The organism is Arenimonas sp., from assembly GCF_041919775.1.
Taxonomy (GTDB): Bacteria; Pseudomonadota; Gammaproteobacteria; order Xanthomonadales; family Xanthomonadaceae; genus Arenimonas.
Genome location: NZ_JAYRTE010000027.1, coordinates 1 through 13417 on the forward strand (window position 1 = coordinate 1; position 13417 = coordinate 13417).

General features: G+C 70.0%; 15 protein-coding genes. 11 read left to right on the top strand and 4 right to left on the bottom strand.

What is annotated here, in order from left to right:
* Positions 1 to 67: 67 nt before the first annotated feature.
* Complete coding sequence (locus ACE3TE_RS11850; RefSeq protein ID WP_374605227.1) at positions 68 to 1879, bottom strand: 7TM diverse intracellular signaling domain-containing protein; 1812 nt, start codon at positions 1877 to 1879, stop codon at positions 68 to 70.
* 120 nt (positions 1880 to 1999) lie between these two features.
* Between ACE3TE_RS11850 and ACE3TE_RS11855 the strand changes: the two genes are divergently transcribed.
* Genes ACE3TE_RS11855 through ACE3TE_RS11900 form a run of 10 tightly spaced genes read left to right on the top strand, consistent with a single transcriptional unit; the run spans position 2000 to position 11091 of the window.
* Positions 2000 to 2326: a YerC/YecD family TrpR-related protein gene (locus tag ACE3TE_RS11855; RefSeq protein WP_374605229.1), complete on the top strand. Its 327-nt coding sequence runs from the start codon at positions 2000 to 2002 to the stop codon at positions 2324 to 2326.
* Positions 2327 to 2354: 28 nt separating this feature from the next.
* Entirely contained in the window at positions 2355 to 3254 is a 900-nt protein-coding gene (gene hisG / locus ACE3TE_RS11860) for an ATP phosphoribosyltransferase (RefSeq protein WP_374605230.1), read from the top strand.
* Positions 3251 to 4549 (top strand): histidinol dehydrogenase, encoded by a 1299-nt coding sequence (hisD, locus tag ACE3TE_RS11865; protein WP_374605231.1) that lies wholly within the window; start codon positions 3251 to 3253, stop codon positions 4547 to 4549. The genes hisG and hisD overlap by 4 nt, the downstream gene beginning before the upstream one ends.
* Complete coding sequence (gene hisC / locus ACE3TE_RS11870; protein WP_374605233.1) at positions 4546 to 5643, top strand: histidinol-phosphate transaminase; 1098 nt, start codon at positions 4546 to 4548, stop codon at positions 5641 to 5643. The genes hisD and hisC overlap by 4 nt, the downstream gene beginning before the upstream one ends.
* Positions 5640 to 6728 carry a bifunctional histidinol-phosphatase/imidazoleglycerol-phosphate dehydratase HisB gene (hisB, locus tag ACE3TE_RS11875; protein ID WP_374605235.1) on the top strand — a complete coding sequence of 363 codons (1089 nt, stop codon included), beginning with the start codon at positions 5640 to 5642 and terminating at the stop codon, positions 6726 to 6728. Before hisC ends, hisB begins: the two co-directional genes overlap by 4 nt.
* Positions 6725 to 7321 carry an imidazole glycerol phosphate synthase subunit HisH gene (gene hisH / locus ACE3TE_RS11880; protein WP_374605237.1) on the top strand — a complete coding sequence of 199 codons (597 nt, stop codon included), beginning with the start codon at positions 6725 to 6727 and terminating at the stop codon, positions 7319 to 7321. Before hisB ends, hisH begins: the two co-directional genes overlap by 4 nt.
* Positions 7321 to 8070 (top strand): 1-(5-phosphoribosyl)-5-[(5-phosphoribosylamino)methylideneamino]imidazole-4-carboxamide isomerase, encoded by a 750-nt coding sequence (gene hisA, locus ACE3TE_RS11885; RefSeq protein ID WP_374605239.1) that lies wholly within the window; start codon positions 7321 to 7323, stop codon positions 8068 to 8070. The genes hisH and hisA overlap by 1 nt, the downstream gene beginning before the upstream one ends.
* A complete protein-coding gene (hisF, locus tag ACE3TE_RS11890; RefSeq protein WP_374605241.1) occupies positions 8064 to 8840 on the top strand; it encodes an imidazole glycerol phosphate synthase subunit HisF in 777 nt (258 codons plus the stop codon). Before hisA ends, hisF begins: the two co-directional genes overlap by 7 nt.
* On the top strand, positions 8830 to 9444 hold the full coding sequence (gene hisIE, locus ACE3TE_RS11895; protein WP_374605243.1) for a bifunctional phosphoribosyl-AMP cyclohydrolase/phosphoribosyl-ATP diphosphatase HisIE: 615 nt from the start codon (positions 8830 to 8832) through the stop codon (positions 9442 to 9444). Before hisF ends, hisIE begins: the two co-directional genes overlap by 11 nt.
* 54 nt (positions 9445 to 9498) lie before the next feature.
* On the top strand, positions 9499 to 11091 hold the full coding sequence (locus ACE3TE_RS11900; RefSeq protein WP_374605245.1) for a calcineurin-like phosphoesterase C-terminal domain-containing protein: 1593 nt from the start codon (positions 9499 to 9501) through the stop codon (positions 11089 to 11091).
* A 6-nt stretch (positions 11092 to 11097) separates the two neighbouring features.
* On the opposite strand, the gene mtnC is transcribed toward ACE3TE_RS11900, so the two are convergent.
* Genes mtnC through ACE3TE_RS11915 form a run of 3 tightly spaced genes read right to left on the bottom strand, consistent with a single transcriptional unit; the run spans position 11098 to position 12973 of the window.
* Complete coding sequence (gene mtnC / locus ACE3TE_RS11905; protein WP_374605246.1) at positions 11098 to 11787, bottom strand: acireductone synthase; 690 nt, start codon at positions 11785 to 11787, stop codon at positions 11098 to 11100.
* Complete coding sequence (locus ACE3TE_RS11910) at positions 11784 to 12341, bottom strand: acireductone dioxygenase (protein WP_374605248.1); 558 nt, start codon at positions 12339 to 12341, stop codon at positions 11784 to 11786. The genes mtnC and ACE3TE_RS11910 overlap by 4 nt, the downstream gene beginning before the upstream one ends.
* Positions 12338 to 12973: a methylthioribulose 1-phosphate dehydratase gene (locus ACE3TE_RS11915; protein ID WP_374605249.1), complete on the bottom strand. Its 636-nt coding sequence runs from the start codon at positions 12971 to 12973 to the stop codon at positions 12338 to 12340. Before ACE3TE_RS11915 ends, ACE3TE_RS11910 begins: the two co-directional genes overlap by 4 nt.
* 122 nt (positions 12974 to 13095) lie before the next feature.
* On the opposite strand from ACE3TE_RS11915, the gene ACE3TE_RS11920 reads away from it, so the two are divergent.
* Positions 13096 to 13416: a high-potential iron-sulfur protein gene (locus ACE3TE_RS11920; protein WP_374605251.1), complete on the top strand. Its 321-nt coding sequence runs from the start codon at positions 13096 to 13098 to the stop codon at positions 13414 to 13416.
* Position 13417 lies beyond the last annotated feature (1 nt).

The window sequence follows — 13417 nt, forward strand, 5'->3', positions numbered from 1 at the left end:
CGAATCCTTTCTTTGCCAACGGCAAAGTTAAAAAGATTCGCGCCTGAAGGCGCTCCTACAGCTTCTTTCAGCCGGTGATGTCGGCGGCCGCGTGCACGCAGTTGCGGCCGCGGTCCTTCGCGGCGTAAAGGGCGTCGTCGGCCCGGTGCAAGGCCTCGTCGACGCCGATGCCGGAGCCCGGATGCAGGGCGAAGGCGCCGATGCTGGCGCTGATGCCGATGTTGCTGCCGGCGTAGCGCACCGGTTCGCTGCAGATCCTTACCCGCAGCTGCTCCGCCAGGTGCAGCAGGCGGTCCCCCTGGATGTCCGGCACGACCGCGACGAATTCTTCGCCGCCAAAACGGGCCACCACCGCGCCGTGCACCGACAGCGTGTCGGACAGGCAGCGTCCCAGCCAGCGCAGGCACTCGTCGCCGGCGAGATGGCCGTGGGTGTCGTTGACGCGCTTGAAGTGGTCGAGGTCGATCAGCAGCACGCCCAGGGTCTGCCGGTGCTCGGCGGCGTGGTGCATCTGGTGTTCGAACAGGTCGCGGAAGTGCCGGCGGTTGAACAGGCCGGTGAGCGCGTCGCGCCGGTTTGACTCACGCAGGCGCTGGTTGGCTTCGGCCAGCTGCTCGAGCGCGGTGCTCAGTTCGGAAGTGCGGCGGGCGACGTGGCGTTCGAGCTGCTCGTTGTGTTCGCGCACCAGGGTTTCGTTTTCACTGCGCAGCCGCGCATAGCGGTAGGCCAGGGCGAAGGAGAGCAGGATCATCTCCAGCGCCGAACCAATCTGGATGCCGTATTCGGTGACGAAGGTCTTGGGCAGCAGGCCGAAGGACACCGACGCGTAGAGCGCCGTGCCCAGCAACAGGCAGCCCCAGGCCATCAGGAAGATCTTCGCGGGCGCGTAGCCGCGGCGGATCGAGATGAAGGTAAGCGCGAGGATGAACATCGCCCCGGGGAACACCGCCAGCGTCATCGGCAGCACGACCGTGCGGTACTCGAGCACCAGCGAGCCCAGGCCCATCAGCACGTAGAAGGCGATGATCGCCAGCGAGGTGGCGTTGGCCCAGGGCAGCCGGTCGCGCAGCTCCAGGAAGGTGCGGCAGAACTGGTGCATGGCGATCTGCGAGATCGCCATCGACAGCGGGATCGAATGGTTCGCCAGCCAGGGCGAGTTCGGCCACAGGTATTCGAAGGACAGGCCGTTCAGGCACAGCATGACCAGCCCGAAGCCGGCGACGTGCAGCATGTACCAGAAGTGGCTGGCGTCGCGCAGCGAAAGCCACAGCACGAGGTTGTAGAAGAACAGCGCCACCAGGATGCCGTAGAACAGGCCGATGCCGAACTGCGAGTCGCGCTCCATCTCGGCGAAGGCGGTAGGCGTGTAAAGCACCAGCGGCACCTGCAGGGAGCTGCGGCTGGATACGCGGACCATCAGCTCCACGCGGCTGCGCTGGGGCAGTTCGAGCCAGAAATTCGGATGCCGGTAGCGGATGCTTCGCGCCGAGAAGGGCAGGCTGTCGCCGGAGGCCATGTGTTCGACGCGGCCATTCGGGTAACGCAGGTAGAGGTCGACGTTGTCGAGCAGCGGGTAGTGCAGCACCAGCAGCCAGCGCTGCAGGTCGGCATGGCTGTTGAAGATCTCGGCGTGGAACCAGTAGGCCCCTTCGGTGAAGCCGAAGGTGCTGCTGCCGTTTGGCAGCGGCTGGAATTCGCCCCGGCCGGCCCGGGCGAACATGGCGGCAGCGTCGTCGCGCCCGTCGGGATCGATGGCGTACTTGAGGTGGGGCGCGAGACGGACCAGGTCGGTCTGTTCATCAAGCAGCGCCGGCTGGGCCAGGGCCGGGTAGCCCACGGCGGCCAGCAGCAGTGCCAGGAACACCGAGATTACGCGCATAGCCGACGGATTTCCCCCGAGTCCGGGTCACTTTAGTCCGCGGGGGCAGGGATGACCAGCCGAACAAGTCTCGTTTTGGGGCTTGACAATGTAATAGCGCGTTATTACATTGGCCCGGCCATGAAGCGCCGCGACCCCGCCACCCGCCCCGATGACGCCGACCTGGACGCCCTGGTCGGCGCCCTGCTCAGCCTTCGCGAGCCGGCGGAGCTGCGTGCCTTCCTCGACGACCTGTGCACCCCCGCCGAGCTTGAAGCCCTGTGCGACCGCTGGCGGGTCATCCCGCTGCTGCAGCAGGGCGTGCCCTACCGGGAGATCCACGACCGCACCGGCGTCAGCGTCACCACCATCGGCCGCGTCGCGCGCTGCCTTGAACGCGGCGCCGGCGGCTACCGCCTGGCCGCGGAACGTTACGAACAAACCCTGCCGCACGACGCGGCGCACTGAATTTCCCTTTCTAGTAAACGGAGGCGTCATGAGGACGCACGACCGACTGCGCATTGCCATCCAGAAATCCGGCCGCCTGTCCGACCCCGCCCGCGACCTGCTCGCGCGCGCCGGCCTGGCGTTCCGGGAAAGCCGCGACCGCCTGTTCTGCTACGGCGAATCGCTGCCCATCGACCTGCTGCTGGTGCGCGACGACGACATCCCCGGCCTGATCGCCGAAGGCACCTGCGACCTGGGCGTGGTCGGCCAGAACGTGCTCGAGGAGCAGGCCCTGGAGCGCGCCGCCACCGGCCAGCCCGAGGCCTACCGCGCCATCCGCGACCTCGGCTTCGGCCGCTGCCGCCTGTCGGTGGCGGTGCCGAACGAGTGGGAATGGTCGGGCCCGCAGCGCCTCGCCGGCCTGCGCATCGCCACCAGCTACCCGCAGCTGCTTGCGCGCTGGCTGCAGGGGCAGGGCGTGCAGGCCGACCCGGTGGTGCTTTCGGGCTCGGTCGAAATCGCCCCGCGCCTGGGCAAGGCCGAAGCCATCTGCGACCTGGTCTCCACCGGCGCGACGCTGATGGCCAACCAGCTCAAGGAAGCCGCCATCGTGTTCGAAAGCCAGGCCGTGCTGGCCGCACCGGCGCAGCCCTTCGGCGACGCGCGCGCCGAGCTCGCGGCGATGCTGCTGCGTCGCCTTGACGCGGTCTTGAGCGTGCGTGCCAGCAAACTGGTGCTGTTCCAGGCCGCACGCGACGCGGTGCCGGGCCTGCTCAAGCTGCTTCCCGACGCCGAGCCGCCGACGGTGATGGCCATCGAAGGCCAGCGCGACCAGGTCGCCCTGCAGGCCCTGTGCCGCAGCGCGATGACCTGGCAGCGGCTGGAAGACATGAAACGCGCCGGGGCCACGGGCCTGCTGGTGCTTCCGGTGGAGCAGATGCTGCAATGAAACGACTGGACTGGACGGCGCTCGCCCCCGAGGACCGCGCCCGCGCGCTCGACCGCCCCGGCGGCGGCGAGCAGGACGAGCTGGAGGCGGCGGTGCGCCGCATCTTCAACCAGGTGCGCGCCGACGGCGACGGGGCGCTGCGCGCGCTGACCCGGCGTTTCGACAACGTCGAGATCGCCGCGTTCGCGGTCGGCGACGAGGAGTTCGCCGACGCCGAAGCCGGTCTCGACCCCGCGCTGCGTGCGGCGATGGTCGAAGCCATCGGTCGCCTGAAAGCCTGGCACGAGGCCGGCATGGGCCAGGGATTCGAAGTGGAAACCGCGCCGGGTGTGTCCTGCGGGCGAATGCTGCGGCCGATCGCGCGCGTGGGCCTGTACGTGCCCGCGGGTTCGGCGCCGCTGCCTTCCACCGCGCTGATGCTGGGCGTACCGGCCGCGCTGGCGGGCTGCCCGCAGGTCGTGCTGTGCACGCCGCCGCGCGCCGACGGCCGCGCCGATCCGGCGGTGCTGGTGGCCGCGAAGCTGTGCGGCATCGGCCAGGTGTTCAAGCTGGGCGGTGCCCAGGCGATCGCCGCGATGGCCCTGGGCACCGACAGCGTGCCGCGCTGCGACAAGCTCTTCGGCCCGGGCAATCGTTACGTCACCGCCGCCAAGCAGTGCGCGGCGATGATGGCCGGTGGCCCGGCCATCGACATGCCCGCCGGCCCGTCGGAGGTGCTGGTGATCGCCGATGCCGGCGCGCCGCCCGCGCACGTGGCCGCGGACCTGCTTTCGCAGGCCGAGCACGGGCCCGATTCGCAGGTGATCCTGGCCACCGATTCGGCGGCCCTGCTCGACGCGGTCGAAGCCGAAGTGGGCCGCCAGCTGGCTGAACTGCCGCGCCGCGAAATCACCGAAAAGGCACTGCAGCATGCCCGGCTGTTCCGGGTGAACCAGCTCGGGGAAGCCTTCGAACTGTCCAACGATTACGCGCCCGAACACCTGATCCTCGCGCTGCGCGAGCCGCGCGCCTGGCTCGACAAGGTGCAAAGCGCCGGCTCGGTGTTCCTGGGCGATTACGCGCCGGAAGGCCTCGGCGACTATTGCTCCGGCACCAACCACGTGCTGCCGACCAACGGCGCCGCGCGCGCCTGGAGCGGCGTCAGCGTGGCCAGCTTCCAGAAGGCGATCAGCTTCCAGGAAGTCAGCCGGGCCGGCCTGGCGGCCATCGGTCCCTGCGCGGTGGTGATGGCGCGTGCCGAAGGCCTGGAAGCACACGCGCAGTCGGTACTGCGGCGACTGGAGGATGCGGCATGAACACGGAAAGCCAGAGCCCCCTGCTCGAACTCGTGCGTCCGGACCTGCGTGGCTTCGGCGGTTACAGTTCGGCGCGGCGCGCGGAAGTCACCGGATCGATCTGGCTCAATGCCAACGAAAGCGCCTGGCGCAATCCGGCAGATGGCGGCGTCGGCGCGAACCGCTATCCCGATCCCCAGCCCGAGGCCCTGCGTGCACGGCTCGGCCGACTCTACGGCGTGCGTTCCGAGCAGGTGCTGGTGGGTCGCGGCAGCGACGAGGCCATAGATTTGCTGGTGCGCGCCCTGTGCCGCCCGGGCCAGGACGCCGTCGTAATCGCGCCTCCGGTGTTCGGCATGTACGCGGTCAGCGCACGGCTGCAGGGCGCACCGCTGGTCGAGGTGCCGCTGCGCGACGGTGCCGGCGGCTTCGAGTGTGATCTCGACGCCCTGGCCAGCGCCGCAATCACGCAGGGCGCGAAGCTGGTGTTCGTCTGCTCGCCGGCCAATCCGACCGGCCAGGCCATTCCCGCCGCCGACCTGCGCGACCTGGCGCGACGCCTGGCCGGACGCGCGCTGGTGGTCGTGGACGAGGCATACGGGGAATACAGCGACCAGCCCTCGCTGGCGCGCGACATCAACGACCAGCCCAACCTCGCCGTGCTGCGCACGCTGTCGAAGGCGCACGCGCTGGCCGCCGCCCGCATCGGCTGCCTGCTGGCCGACGCCAGCCTGGTGCAGGTGCTGCGCAACTGCCAGGCGCCGTATCCACTGCCTTCGCCCTGCGTGCAGCTGGCGCTGGCCGGATTGTCCGATGCCGGGCTGGCGATCACCCGCCAGCACGTGCAGGCCGTGCGCGCCGAGCGCGAGCGCCTGCGCGCGGAGCTGGCGGACGCGCCGGGCGTGCGCCGCGTCTACCCGTCGCAGGGCAACTACCTGCTGGTGCGTTTCGAAGACGCCGATGCGGCATTCGCCCGCCTCCTGGCGGCCGGCGTGGTGGTGCGCGACATGCGCGCCTCGCCGCAGCTCGGCGATGCCTTGCGCATCAGCATCGGCAAGGCCGAGGAGAACGACGCGGTGCTTGCCGCGCTGCAGGCGGGGAGGGCGGCGGCATGAGCGGCCAGCGCATCCTGTTCGTCGACCGCGACGGCACGATCATCGAAGAGCCTTCGGATTTCCAGGTCGACGCCTTCGAGAAAGTCCGATTTGTCGAGGGCGTTATCCCGGCCATGCTGCAGCTGCGCGACGCCGGCTGGCAGTTCGTCATGGTCACCAACCAGGACGGGCTGGGCACGCCGTCGTTCCCGCGCGAGCAGTTCGACGGTCCGCAGGCGCTGGTGATCCAGGTGCTGGCCTCGCAGGGCATCGTCTTCCGCGACGTGCTGGTGGACGAGAGTTTCGAGCACGAGAAAAAGCCCACCCGCAAGCCCGAACTCGGCCTCCTGATGGACTACCTGCGCGACCGGTCCATCGACCTGGCCAATTCGGCCGTGGTCGGGGACCGCGAGACCGACCTGCAGCTCGCGCGCAACCTGGGCTGCCGCGGTTTCCGGCTGGCGCCCGGTCCTGACACCTGGGCCGGCATCGCGCATGAGCTGGCGAATGCGCCCCGCCGGGCCGTGGTCGAACGCACCACGAAGGAAACCCGCATCCGCGTGGCCGTCGATCTCGACCAGCCGGCTGACCCGAAGGTCAGCACCGGCCTGGGCTTCTTCGACCACATGCTCGAGCAGTTGGGCAAACACGGCGGTTTCGCGCTGGACCTGCGCTGCGAGGGCGACCTGCACATCGACGAGCACCACACGGTCGAAGACTGCGCGCTCGCCCTGGGCCAGGCCCTGCGCGAAGCCCTGCAGGACAAGCGCGGTGTCGGCCGCTACGGCGACTCCGTCGGCCGCGGCGCGATCACGCTGCCGATGGACGAAACCCTGGCCGGCGCGGCGGTGGATCTCTCCGGTCGCCCGTACTTCGTCTTCGAAGGCAGCTTCGCCCGCGATGAAGTCGGTGGCCTGGCGACCGAGCTGGTGCCGCACTTCTTCCGCTCGCTGGCCGACGAGGCGCGCCTGAGCCTGCACCTGCGCGTGCAGGGCGAAAACAGCCACCACCAGGTCGAAGCCTGTTTCAAGGCCGTGGCGCGCGCGCTGCGCAAGGCCATGCGCCGCGAAGGGCGTGACCTGCCCAGCACCAAGGGTGTGCTGTGAAGGTCGTGCTGGTTGATTCCGGCGGCGCCAACCTCGGCTCGGTGCGCTACGCGCTCGAACGCCTGGGCGTGGCGCCGGTGGTCAGCGGCGATCCCGCGGTGATCACCGCGGCCGACCGCGTGATCCTGCCCGGCGTCGGCGCCGCCGCGCCCGGCATGGCCCGCCTGCGTGAGCTGGACCTGGTGCCGACCCTGCGTGCGCTGGACAAGCCGCTGCTGGGCATCTGCCTGGGCATGCAGCTGCTGTTCGAAGGCTCCGACGAAGGCGAGGTCGATTGCCTCGGCCTGCTGCCCGGCCGCGTACGCCGCATGCAGCCGGCGGCCGGCCTGCGCGTGCCGCACATGGGCTGGAACCGCCTGAAGCCGCTCGGCGACAGCCCGCTGCTGGAAGGCATTCCCGACGGCGCCCAGGTCTACTTCGTGCACGGCTACGCCGCGCCCGTGGACGCCAACACCGTCGCCAGCAGCGAACACGGCGCACCGTTCGCCGCCGTCGTGCAGCGCGGCAAGGTCGCCGGCGCCCAGTTCCACCCGGAACGTTCGGCGGCGTTCGGCGCCCGGCTGTTGGCCAACTTCATCCAGCGGGGCCTGTGATGTCCGACTTCATTGTTTATCCCGCCATCGACGTGCGCGAAGGCCGCGTGGTGCGGCTTCGGCAGGGCGATTACGCCCAGGAAACCCGCTACCCGGCCGATCCTTTCGAACTGGCCCGCCAGTACGCCGATGCCGGCGCCCGCTGGCTGCACCTGGTGGACCTGGACGCCGCCCGCGCCGGCGGCTACACGCTGGCGCCGCTGCTTCGCCGCCTGAAGGCGGAAACCCCGCTGCAGGTACAGACCGGCGGCGGCGTGCGCAGCGAAGCCGATGTCGACGCGCTACTCGAGGCCGGCGCCGACCGTGTCGTGGTCGGCTCGCTGGCCGTGCGTGAATCCGGTCGCGTGGCGTCCTGGGTGTCGCGCTACGGCGCTGCGCGCCTGACCCTGGCGCTGGACACCCGCCGCGACGCCGAAGGCCGCTGGCGCCTGCCGGTGCACGGCTGGACCGAAGACGGCAGCAAGGAGCTTGACGTACTTGCCGCGGCCTACGACGAGGTCGGCCTTCGCCACCTGCTGTGCACCGACATCAGCCGGGACGGCATGCTGTCGGGACCGAACATCGAGCTCTACCGCTACCTGTGCCAGCGTTTCCCGCGCCTGGCCGTACAGGCTTCGGGCGGCGCCCGCGACCTGGCCGACGTCACCGCCGCGCGCGAGGCCGGCTGCAGCGGCATCGTGCTGGGCAAGGCGCTGCTGGACGGCCGGTTCGCGCTGGCCGACGCACTGGCGGAGGCCTCGCCATGCTGAGCCGCCGCATCATTTCCTGCCTGGACGTGCGCGACGGCCAGGTGGTCAAGGGCGTGCGCTTCCGTGACCACGTCGTGATGGGCGCCATCGAGGACCTGGCCCTGCGCTACCGCGACGAGGGTGCCGACGAGCTGGTGTTCTACGACATCACCGCCAGTCCGCAGGGCCGCGGCGTCGATGTCGCCTGGGTCGAACGCGTGGCGCGGCTGCTGGACATCCCGTTCTGCGTCGCCGGCGGCATTCGTTCGGTCGACCAGGCGCGCGCCGTGCTGCACGCCGGCGCCGACAAGGTCTCGGTGAACACGCCGGCGCTGGACCGGCCGGCGCTGGTGTCCGAGCTGGCCGCCGAATTCGGCGTGCAGTGCGTGGTGGTCGGCATCGACAGCCTGCGCGACGCCGACGGCGAGTGGCGGGTGCGTGCCTACACCGGCGACCCCGATCGCACGCAGGCGCTGGCGCGCCGCACGCTCGATTGGGTCGAGGAAGTGCAGGCCCTGGGCGCCGGCGAGATCGTGCTCAACTGCATGGGCGCCGACGGCGTGCGCAGCGGCTACGACATCGAACAGCTGCAGGCGGTGCGCGCGCTGTGCCGCGTGCCACTGGTCGCGTCGGGCGGCGCCGGCGAGGCGGCGCATTTCGCCGCCGCCTTCGAACAGGCCGACGTGGACGCCGCGCTGGCGGCCAGCGTCTTCCACGCCGGCACGGTGCGGATCCGGGAACTCAAATCCACGCTGCGCACGTGCGGCATCGAGGTGCGTGATGACGCCTGAACAGATCGACGCCCTGGCCTGGGACAAGCAGCAGGGTCTGCTGCCCGCCATCGTGCAGGACGCCGGCGACCACCGCGTGCTGATGCTGGGCTACATGGACCGCGCCGCGCTCGCGGCGACCCTGGCCACCGGCCGGGTCACCTTCTACAGTCGCAGCAAGCAGCGGCTGTGGGTGAAGGGCGAGTCCAGCGGCAACGTGCTGGCGCTGGTGTCGATGGAAGCCGACTGCGACGCAGACACGCTGCTGGTGCAGGCGCGGCCCGCCGGCCCCACCTGTCACCTGGGCCGGCCCAGCTGCTTCCCGGCTGCACCCGCGGCCTTCCTGCCGCAGCTAGACGCCCTTGTGGCCCGGCGCGAGCGTGAGCGCCCGGAAGGCAGCTACAGCACCCGCCTGTTCACCGACGGCACCCGCCGCATCGCCCAGAAGGTCGGCGAGGAGGGCGTGGAAACGGCGCTGGCCGCCGTCGCCCAGGACGACGAAGCGCTGCTGGGCGAAGCCGCCGACCTGGCTTTCCACCTGCTGGTGCTGCTGCGTTCGCGCGGCCTGGGCCTGGCGGACGTGGAAGCCGTGCTGCGCGACCGCCACGCCGCCGCCGCGCGCTGAGGGCAGGGCGCCCGCGGATTGGCGATAATCGCGGCGTCCTTCCCGGAGCCGCGCATGCGCCTGTCTTTCCTTGTTTGTCTGCTGCTGCTGGCGGGCCTGGCCCCCGACGCGGCGGCGCGTGCCTGCAATGCCGGCGTGGTGTTCGAAGACAGCGACGGCGATGGCCGGCGTGACCGCGGCGAGCCGGGACTGGCCGGCGTGCAGGTCTCGGACGGTCGCCGGATCGTGCGTACCGACGCGCTGGGGCGCTGGTCGCTGCCGCTGTCGCCGGACCACACGGTGTTCGTGGTCAAGCCGGCCAGCCATGATTTCCCGACCGGCGACGATGGCCTGCCGGTGTTCTGGCGCCACGTCGTGCGCAGCCCGCAGCCGGCGCTGCGCCACGGCGGCCTGCGGCGGCAGACGCCGCGCTGCCACGACTTCGCGCTGCTGCCGGAAACCGCGCCGGCCGCAGGGTCGCTGCAGGTGCTGGTGTTCGGCGACCCGCAGCCGAAGAGCGCCGTCGACGTCGACTATTACGCCCGCGACATCGTGGAACCGATCGTCGCGGCCGCCAACGGCGCGCCGGCCGCCGACCTCGGCCTGACCCTGGGCGACGTGGTCAGCGACGACCTGTCGCTGTACCCGGCGATGAAACGCCACACGGCGAGCCTGCGCACGCCCTGGCTGCACGCGGCCGGCAATCATGACCTGGACTTCGATGCCGCCGGCGACGCGCGTTCGCTCGACACCTTCCGCCGCCACTTCGGGCCGGACACCTTCGCCTGGGAAGAAGACCAGGCCAGCTTCGTCGTGCTCGACGACGTGATCTACCAGCCGGGTGCGGCCAAGCCCTACATCGGCGGCCTGCGAGAAGACCAGTTCACTTTCCTCGCGGCCTACCTGGACGGGCTGCCGCGCGATCGCCGGCTGGTGCTCGCCGCGCACATCCCGTTCTTCGACGAGCCGGGGCGCGAAACCTTCCGACGTGCCGACCGGGAGCGACTGTTCGAACTGCTCAAGCCTTTCAGCAAGGTGCTGCTGCTCACCGCCCACGGCCATGTCCAGCGCCACCACCGCCACGGCCCGGCGGACGGTTGGTTCGGCGCGGCGCCGCTGCACGAATACAACGTCGGCGCCGCCTGCGGCGGTTACTGGAGCGGGGTGAAGGACGAGGCCGGCATTCCGGATTCGCGAATGGCCGACGGCACGCCGAACGGCTACGCCAGCGCCACGTTCGCGGCCGATGGCAGCTACGCGCTTCGCTGGCACGTCGCCCGCGGCGGCGACGCCGACATGCACCTGCACGCGCCGAAGGTGCTGCGCGCCGGCGCCTATCCGGGCACGGGCGTGTACGCGAACGTCTACATGGGCGAAGCCGACAGCCGCGTCGAATACCGCATCAACGGCGGGGACTGGCAGCCGATGCGCCTGAGCGGGCAGCCCGATCCGGCCCTGCGCACTCAGAACCTGCTCGACGACGCCGCGCCCGGGCTGCGGGGCTACGACCGCCTGCCGGAAGCCGCGGAAACCTCGCACCTGTGGCGCGGCGCGCTGCCGACCGACCTGGCGCCGGGCGACCATGTGGTGGAAGTGCGCGCCTTCGATCGCTGGCGCGGCGAAATCAGGGCGTCGACAAGTTACCGCCTGGAAACCGCGTCACCCTGAATCGGTTCAGGGCGTGATCGCGGAGAAATCCTCGACGCGCGCATGGCCGTGGGTGGCCTCGCCGGTCCGCGGCGCCGGGTAATCCTCACGGCGGTCGACCAGCACGGTGTCCAGGCCGGCCTCGCGGGCAGCGTCGAGTTCTTCCACCACGTCCGACAGGAACAGCACCTGCGCCGCCGGCACGTCCAGCGCCTGCACGATGCGCCGGTAGCTGTCGGCCTCGCGCTTGCCGCCGTATTCGGTGTCGAACCAATTCGAAACCAGCCCCGTCAGGTCACCGGCGTCGGAGTGGCCGAAGAAGAGACGCTGGGCCGGCACCGACCCCGATGAATAGACGTTGATCGAGTGCCCCGCCGCATGCCAGCTGCGCAATGCTTCGACCGCATCCGGATAAACATGCGCGGTGAAATCCGCCTGCCCGTAGCCATCCTTCCAGATCATGCCCTGCAGGGCCTTGAGCGCGGTGTGCTTGCGGTCCGTGTCGATCCAGCCCTGCAGCGTCTCGACGATCATGTCGTCCTGGCAGACGCCGCCGGTTTCCGCCGCCACCTGGTCCAGCCAGCGGCGAACTTCAGGGTCCTTGCCGTGCTCCGCGACGAAGCCCGGCAGCGCCTTGCGTGCGTACGGGAACAGCACGTCCTTGACGAACGAGATGCTCGACGTGGTGCCTTCGATATCGGTCAGGATGGTTTTCATCCGGCCTGCCCGGGTTCGTAGCGGGGAAAACGTTGGGCGATGTCGGTGCCGGTGAAGTGGCCGACCCAGCCGTCGGCTTCGGTGAAGAAACGGATGGCGATGAAGCTCGGTTCCGGGCCCATGTCGAACCAGTGCGTGGTGCCGTCGGGCACGCCGACCAGGTCGCCGGCTTCGCAGCGGATTTCATAGACCTTGTCGCCCACGTGCAGCGAGAACAGGCCCGAGCCGGCGACGAAGAAACGCACCTCATCTTCCTTGTGGTAGTGCTCGTCCAGGAACTTGGCGCGCGCTGCGTCCCTGGCCGGGTTGTCCGGCGAAATCGAAACCACGTCGACGCTGTTGAAGCCGTTCTCGGCCACCAGCTTGTCGATGTCGCCGCGGTAGGCGGCCATCACTTCCTCGGGCGAGGCGCCCGGCTGCACCGGCGCGCTGGCCTGCCACTGCTCGAAGCGCACGCCGATGGGTTTCAGGCGCGCGGCGATTTCCGCCAGGTCTTCGGTGCTCGAAAGCGGTGTGGAGGGGTTGTCGTGGTCGAAAATGCGAAGGCGGCTCATGCTTGCAGTCTCCGGAGGTCGAGTTCGCAGGACAGCAGGAATTCAAAGGCTTCCAGGTGCCGGCGGGCTTCGGCCATGTCCTTGCCCCAGGCGTAGAGCCCATGGCCATTGATCAGGTAGCCCCACATCGGCTGCCGGTCGAGCAGGGCATTCACCCAATCGGCCAGTTCGTCCATGTCCTGGGTATTGGCGAGCACCGGCACGTCGACGGCCATTTCGTGGGTCTGGTTGCCAGCGAAGGCCTTGAGCAGTTCGTAGCCTTCCAGGTGCACGTGGCCCTGGGCGGCGTACAGGCGCGAGGCCACCGTCTGCACGTGCGAATGGGTGTGCAGCACGCAGCCCACGTCCGGATAGCGGGCGTAGAGCTGGGTGTGCAGCAGGGTTTCGGCCGACGGGCGGTGTTCGGTGGCGACGGCCTTGCCGGCCAGGTCCACGACCATGATGTCCGCGGGCCCCAGCCGGCCCTTGTCCCGGCCCGAGACGGTGATCGCCGCGTGGCGATCGTCCAGGCGCATCGAGAAATTGCTGCTGGTGGCCGGCGTCCAGCCCAGGGCGGACAGTTCGCGGGTGGCGGCGACGATCTCGTCGGCGCGTGCGGCCAGGCGGGCCGGGTCGTAGGGCAGGGTATCCATAGGGCCAAAGTCTAGCCGAAGGGCGCGTGGGGCGTAGGCTTGACCTGCGTCAACCCAGCGTTCACACGTGCCGGGTAAACTGCCGCCAGCCAACGGAAACCCTCCGTAGCCAAGGAGCATCCATGAACACCACGAACACCTCCCGCCGCGGCTTCCTGGTCAAGGCCGCCCTGCTCGCCGCCGCCGCGCCCTTCGTGGCCCCGGCCCTGGTGGGCCAGGCCTGGGCCCAGGAGCTCAAGCCCCTGCCGCTGGACAACCCGCAGGCCAAGGCCCTGGCCTACGCGCTGGACTACAAGACCGTGAAGCACCCGAGCTTCAAGCCGGACAGCAACTGCGCGAACTGCCAGTTCTTCACGGCCGCCACCGGCGCCTGCACCCTGTTCCCGGGCTTCTCCGTGCCGGCTGAGGCCTGGTGCAGCGCCTGGGCCAAGAAGGCCGCCTGAG